The organism is Methylomonas sp. Uni0011, assembly GCF_056850255.1.
On the sequence record NZ_JBVVNO010000015.1, the window covers coordinates 1 to 5,910 of the forward strand.

Below are 5,910 nucleotides of genomic sequence, written 5' to 3' on the forward strand. Positions count from 1 at the left end.
TCGAAGCCGTGATCGAAGCCGCCAAACTGGCCGGCGCCCACGAGTTCATCTGCGAATTGCCGGAAGGTTACGACACGCTGGTCGGCGAACACGGCACCGGTTTATCCGGCGGCCAGCGCCAACGCATTGCCATCGCCCGGGCGTTGATCAGCAACCCGCGCATCCTGATCTTCGACGAAGCCACTAGCGCCTTGGACTACGAGTCTGAAAAAGTCATTCAGGACAATATGCGCCGCATCTGCCAAGGCCGCACCGTATTGATCATTGCCCACCGTTTGTCGGCGGTGCGCGATGCCAACCGTATCGTGGTCATGGAGCGCGGCCAGATCGCCGAGACCGGCCGGCATCAGGAATTATTGCAAGTGCCGAACGGCATCTACGCCCACCTTTACCAATTGCAGCAGGCCGGCGCATGAGTCTGCGCTACCGCTGGCAAGCCTACGCCGAACTGTGGGGCCGTTACCGCGACACCTTCCGTTACTTTTGGCGGCAACGGCGGGAACTGGATAGTCCGCCACGTTCGCACGACGAAGCCGAATTTCTGCCGGCCGCCCTGGCCTTGCAGGCCCAACCGGTTTCGCCGCTGGGCCGCGGCGTGGCCTGGTTGTTGATGGCACTCGTCGCCGCGACGCTGGCCTGGGCCTGGTTCGGCGAAGTGGATATCATCGTCAACGCCGCCGGCAAAATCATCCCCAGCGCCCGCACCAAAACCATCGCCTCGGTCGATACCGCCAGCGTCGCGGCGATTTACGTCCGCGAAGGCCAGTTCGTCCGCCAAGGCGAGCCGCTATTGGATCTGGACAGTAGCGCCTTCGATGCCGAACGCGACAAGGCCAGAGCCAATGTCGTCGAAGCCCGCTTGCAACAGGCCAGGGCCCAAGCGTTGATCGACGCTATCGACCGCGGCACGCCGCCGATTTTGATTCGACCCGAACAAATAGCCGAGGCAAAATACCAAGCCGCGTTGGCGCACCTGGAAGGCCAATACCGCGACTTCACCGCCAAGCGGCAACGCCTGGACGGCGATATCGCCCGCTACGCCTCGGCACTGCCACTGGTCGCGCAACAAGCCCGCGACTTCCAAGCCCTGGCCGAGGCTCACGACGTCGCCCCGCACGCCTATCTGGAAAAAGAACAGGCCCGCATCGAACTGCAAGGCCAACTCGACAGCGCCAAAAACCAACGCGCGGCGTTGATCGCCGAAACCCGCAAACTGGCCTTCGACGAACACACCCAAGCCGGCAAACTGGCCAGCGACGCCGAACAGGACGCCGCCCGCGCCGACGCCCATGGCCGTTTGCTCAAACTGAGCGCGCCGGTGTCCGGCACCGTACTGCAACTCGCGGCCCACACCGTCGGCGGCGTAGTCGCGGCGGCCCAACCCTTGTTGCAGATCGTGCCGCAAGACAGCACGGTCGAAGTGGAAGCCAGCCTGGAAAACAAGGACATCGGCTTCGTCCAGGAAGGGCAAAGCGCCGAAGTCAAGATCGACGCCTTCCCCTATACCAAATACGGCACCGTCACCGGCCGGGTGGCCCATGTCTCGCGCGATGCGATTCAAGACGAGAAAAAAGGCTTGATCTACAGCGTGCGTATTGCCCTCGACCAGGCGACGCTGGCGGTCGACGGCCACGATGCGGCGCTGTCGCCCGGCTTGTCGATCCAGGCCGACATCAAAACCGGCCGGCGCCGGGTCATCGAATACGTACTGACGCCACTGTTGCAGCACGGCCGGGAAAGCTTGCGTGAGCGTTAAGTCCGGGACGGTCCGAACCGCGTGCGGCGCTGGCCGTTTGGCCAAGGCACTAACGCTGGGTTTGGCGCTGAGTCTGCTACCGGTGCCGACGCTGAGTTTTGATTGGGCCGCCGTACCTAATATCCCCGATGTGCTCGACGATCCGCTCGATACCCGGCCGCCGGTGCTGGAGCAAGGCGCGGTATTGCCGGGCGACCGGCGCGGCATCGTTTGCCCGGCCGACAAGGATTTTACCGTGCCGTTGCTGTTGGACGAGGCGGTGGATCTAGCCTTGTGCCACCATCCACAAGCCCAAGCCGCCTGGGCCGAGCTCAAGATCCAGGCCGCCAATCTCGGCGTGGCCAAGGCCGGCTATTGGCCGACCGTGAACGCGGCGGTCAACCATCTGAACAGCTATTACCAATATCCGGACTCGCCCCTCCCTTCGAGCGAAACCGACGGCTTTACCTTGTACGGCAATCTGAGTTGGCGCTTGTTCGACTTCGGCGGCCGCGCCGCCAATCTGGCCGCCGCCAACTGGCTGTTGACCCAGGCCTTGGCCAACCAGGATGCGGTGTTTCAACGCCTGCTGGACGGCGTGATTCAAGCCTATTTCGACGCCCAAACCGCCAACGCCCAACGACAAGCCAAGACCGACAGCGAAGCGTTGGCCGGCCAAACCCTGGCCAGCGCCCGCCGCCGCGAATCCAGCGGGGCCAGCAGCCGCAGCGATACTCTGCAAGCCGAAACCGCCCTGGCCAAGGCGGCATTGGGGCGCAGCCGGGCCGACGGCGATTACCGTAAAGCCTTGGCGGTACTGCGCCAGGCCATGGGGATCGCCCCGGAAACGGTATTGACCCTGCCGGAGAATGCCGAGCCTGAGCAAACCGGCGAAACGCTGGCCCAAGACGGCCGCGACCTGCAAATCTGGCTGGCCGAAGCCAAACGTCGCCATCCGGCCATCGTCGCGGCCCAGGCCCAATGGGAAGCCGCCAAGCAGCGCATCGTGCAAGCCCGGTCCGAAGGCCTGCCGACGCTGGACTTTAGCCTGAACGCCTACCAAAACGGCTACCCCAATCAAGCCCTGTCGCAAAGCCAAACCCGGGTGGAAACCATCGGCATCAACCTGACCATCCCGCTGTTCGAAGGCTTTGCCCGTACCTACAAAATCCGCGGCGCGCAAGCCCAGGCCGAACAACGCGCGGCCGAACTGGCCGACACCGAGCGACAAACCCTGCTGAACGTGGTCAAGGCCCACGCCGAGGCCGAAGCCGCGCTAAACAATCTGAGCTATTCGGCGACTTGGCTGGACAGCGCGCAAACCGCCGTCGCCAGCTCGCAGCGGCGTTACGACAAAGGCGCCGCCGACATCCTGGAACTGCTGAATACCCAGACCGCATTGGCCGACGCCCGCCAGGAGCGCCTGCGCACTCTGGCCGACTGGCGAGCCGCCCGCTTGCGCTTGTTCACCAGCGCTGGCCTTCTGGGCCGAGACATGATCGAACAGGCCGAAGGGCCAAAGGCAAAAGGTCAGCCGGCCATCGTCACTCCAGAAAGATGAACTCAAAGGATCGGCGTTCGCGTATTCGACGGCTAAAGCATGTCGAATAAGCCAAACAAAGACGAAATCTGATCAGTGGTATCAATATCGATGCCCGAAACCTAATCGTCCCCAAAGCAAAACACCTCGGGGACGGGCTTCAGGGTACGCCAGTTAACGCCAATTAGCCGCAATCACGGGTGCCAGTGCAGCTTGGTAATCGGTCGGCAGGGTGGTCTGGCCTGCAGCCGGCGGTGCGAACGCCGCCATCGCCGAGACTAAACTCTCGACTTGGCTGTCCAGCAAAGTCAAATTACCGTCCGTGGTCTTGAACTGCTCGACGTGGTTGGCGCTGCCGCTGTACCAGTTTTGCATGACCAGCTTATCTGAGGTGCCGATGATGCTGACTTCCAGATTGTTGCCTGCATGGACAAACCACAACTGGTCTGCCGTGATCCCAGACAGGAATTGCGCGATGTCAGTGTTGCCCGCCGTGGCATCGTTCTCGACGACGGTATCCGTAGCGTAACCCCGCCCTAGAACATAGGTGTCGTTGCCAGTACCGCCGGTCAAAGTGTCGGTCCCAGCCAGCCCGTCCAGGGTATCGTTGCCGGCCAAACCGGAGAGGCTGTTGGCGGCACTGTTGCCGGTTAGTCGATTGTCCAAGGTATTGCCGGTGCCGTTTATGGCGGAGTTGCCGGTGAGTATCAGGTTTTCAACATTCGAACCTAAAGTTAAAGAAATCGACGTTTCTACGGTGTCGGTACCACCACCAGCGGCTTCGACAACGATATCGCCGGCGTTATCGACGACAAACGTATCGGAGCCTAAACCACCTTCCATCCGGTCAGCGCCAAGCCCGCCGTCGATGCGATTGTTACCCGAGTTGCCAATCAGAGTGTTGTCCAAGCTGTTACCAGTCGCGTTCGCCGCTAACGAGCCTGTTAACGTCAAGTTTTCCACATTGGCCGCTTGGTTTAAATCGTAACTAAAGCCAACCTGCACCCGGTCAATGCCACCGCCCGCGGACTCGATTATCACATCACCGGCGTCGTCGACGACATACAGGTCGTTCCCTAGTCCGCCTTGCATGGTATCCGCGCCGGTGCCGCCGTCTAGTAAGTCGTTGCCATCCAGACTAAAACGTAACGCGGCGTTCCACGGCAGCACCGCCTGTCCGGCAATCAAATTCTTACCGTCGAAAGCGGCCGTGCCGGCACCGATGTCGAGAATCACGCCATTGGCGGACGAGGTGATCGTTTGACTGTTAACAGTGATCGAGCTGACGTACAGATTGCGATCCTGCACGGGGGAGGCCACTGTCGCGTCATTACTGAACGCCACATCGATACGTCTAGCGTTAACGGCCAGCAAGGCAGGATCGACCGTGTAGTTTTGATAGCTCGCGGTATTGGTTACACTGAACGACGTTTTTAGAACACCGTCGATGTAAACATCCATCTTCGCCCCAACGCCATCATTTAATAGATTGGCTTTCGCACTGATCACCAACTGATTGATTAAGCTGGCTGGCGTCGCATCGGTGACATCCGCACCGTACAAGGTATCGTTGCCACTGCCGCCGTAAAGGGTGTCGTCACCCGCCTGGCCTTTCAATACATCGTTGCCGGCGTCGCCGTTCAGGGTGTTGTTGATCAAGTTACCCGACAAAAGGTTATCCAGCAGATTGCCGGTTGCCGTGATCGCCACAGTGCCGGTCAACGTCAGATTTTCGAGGTTGAGGTTCGTCGCCAAACTATAGCTAATGTCGGAAAAGACTCTATCGGTGCCTTCGCCGACATTTTCGACAATCACATCGCCGGCGTTATCCACCATGTAGACGTCGTTGCCCTGGCCGCCTTCCAGAAGATCGGCACCAATGCCGCCATTCAGGGTATCGTTACCCGATCCACCGTTCAAATAGTCATTCCCTGAGCCAGCACTAATGCTATCGTCGCCTAAGCCACCATAGAGATAGTGAATAGTTTCTGCACCAGTTATTGTATCGTTACCATCTGTACCGCCTTTTACAACCCCTTTGGTGTTCAACAACGCCGTAGCGCTCAGCACCGAGCCGTCGGCAAACTGGAAGCTCTCCACCTGATAGGGCCAATTGCCATAACTGGCATCGAATACGTACCAGTTCTTGAAGGTCAGCCGATCGCCTTGGCCAAGATCTATGATCAGATCATTGCCGACTTGGGTGAAGTTCATGTCGGCGGACGTGATGTCGGTGCCGAAGATCAGCTTGTCGCTGTTCCCGCCCCAGTAGGCCGTATCATAACCACTGCCGCCTTCCTGAATCGTGTCCGAACCATCCCCACGGTTAAAGACGTAGGTGTCGGCATGATAGCCGCCGTACAAGGTGTCATTGCCCAAACCGCCGGTCAGGCTGTCGTAGCCGTAGCCGCCGCTCAACACATCGTCGCCGGCGCCGCCCAACAGGGTGTCTTCGCTGTCGCCGCCGTTCAAGGTATCGCTGCCGTCACCGCCTTCCAGGCGGTCGTTGCCGGCATCGCCGTTCAGCACATCGATACCCTGACCACCCAACAGCAGGTCGTTACCGTTGCCGCCGCTGATCGCATCGTCGCCGAGATCGCCATCCACGGTGTCGTTACCGTCCTGGCCGTTCAAT

The 5,910-nt window shown here is 60.3% G+C and carries 4 protein-coding genes; 3 read left to right on the plus strand and 1 reads right to left on the minus strand.

Features of this window, described 5'->3' with window-relative positions; all coding sequences use genetic code 11:
• The 3 genes from AC0IM9_RS15165 to AC0IM9_RS15175 form a co-directional block, all read left to right on the plus strand.
• Positions 1-416, plus strand: a 416-nt coding sequence (locus AC0IM9_RS15165; protein WP_482804575.1) for an ATP-binding cassette domain-containing protein, incomplete at its 5' end; no start/stop codon positions are given.
• Complete coding sequence (locus AC0IM9_RS15170; protein WP_482804576.1) at positions 413-1,756, plus strand: HlyD family type I secretion periplasmic adaptor subunit; 1,344 nt, start codon at positions 413-415, stop codon at positions 1,754-1,756. The genes AC0IM9_RS15165 and AC0IM9_RS15170, both read left to right, overlap by 4 nt.
• 37 nt (positions 1,757-1,793) lie before the next feature.
• Complete coding sequence (locus tag AC0IM9_RS15175; protein ID WP_482804577.1) at positions 1,794-3,296, plus strand: TolC family protein; 1,503 nt, start codon at positions 1,794-1,796, stop codon at positions 3,294-3,296.
• Positions 3,297-3,449: 153 nt separating this feature from the next.
• Here the strand turns inward: AC0IM9_RS15175 and AC0IM9_RS15180 are convergent.
• The coding region (locus AC0IM9_RS15180; protein ID WP_482804578.1) for a calcium-binding protein at positions 3,450-5,910 on the minus strand (2,461 nt) is incomplete at its 5' end.

Bases quoted from the DNA above. Each gene is read 5' to 3' on its own strand.
- AC0IM9_RS15170 (WP_482804576.1), top strand. From the start codon at position 413: ATGAGTCTGCGCTACCGCTGGCAAGCCTACGCCGAACTGTGGGGCCGT.